The organism is Paraburkholderia caffeinitolerans (genome assembly GCF_902859945.1).
GTDB classification, from domain to species: Bacteria; Pseudomonadota; Gammaproteobacteria; order Burkholderiales; family Burkholderiaceae; genus Paraburkholderia; species Paraburkholderia caffeinitolerans.
In genome coordinates this window covers 1-529 of the sequence record NZ_CADIKL010000136.1, presented here as the reverse complement: position 1 = coordinate 529, position 529 = coordinate 1, and the positions used below count along the sequence as shown (strand labels likewise).

Here is a 529-nt window from a genome sequence, read left to right as displayed (position 1 = left end):
CTACGACCCGATGAACCCCACCGACCTGCTCTCGCCGCTCGCGGACAAGTCGGCGTATCACGGCACGCCCATCGACTACAACGTGCGCGCCGAGCGCATGGGCTGGCTGCCTTCGGCACCGCAGCTTTCGTGCAACCCGCTCGAACTCGGGCGCGCGCTTGGCGACGCCACGCAGGCCGGCGCGACAGTGGCGGGCAAGCTCAAGGACGGCAGCCTCAAGCTCGCCTGCGAGGACCCCGACAGCCCCACCTCGTTCCCGCGCAACCTGTTTGTGTGGCGCTCGAATCTGCTCGGCTCCTCGGGCAAGGGGCACGAGTACTTCCTCAAGCATTTGCTCGGCACCACTAATGGTGTGCAAGGCGAGGAAGCGGTGAAGAACGGCGCGGCGCGTCCCGAGGAGGTCGTCTGGCACGAAGAGGCGCCGACCGGCAAGCTCGACCTGCTCTGCACGCTGGACTTCCGCATGTCCACCACCTGCATGTACTCGGACGTCGTGCTGCCCACGGCCACGTGGTACGAGAAGGACGAC

Annotated in this window: 1 protein-coding gene; it reads left to right on the top strand. The window is 66.9% G+C overall.

The window, feature by feature from the left end:
* A partial coding sequence (locus HV773_RS36620) for a molybdopterin-dependent oxidoreductase (RefSeq protein ID WP_175198572.1) occupies positions 1–529 on the top strand: 529 nt, incomplete at both ends.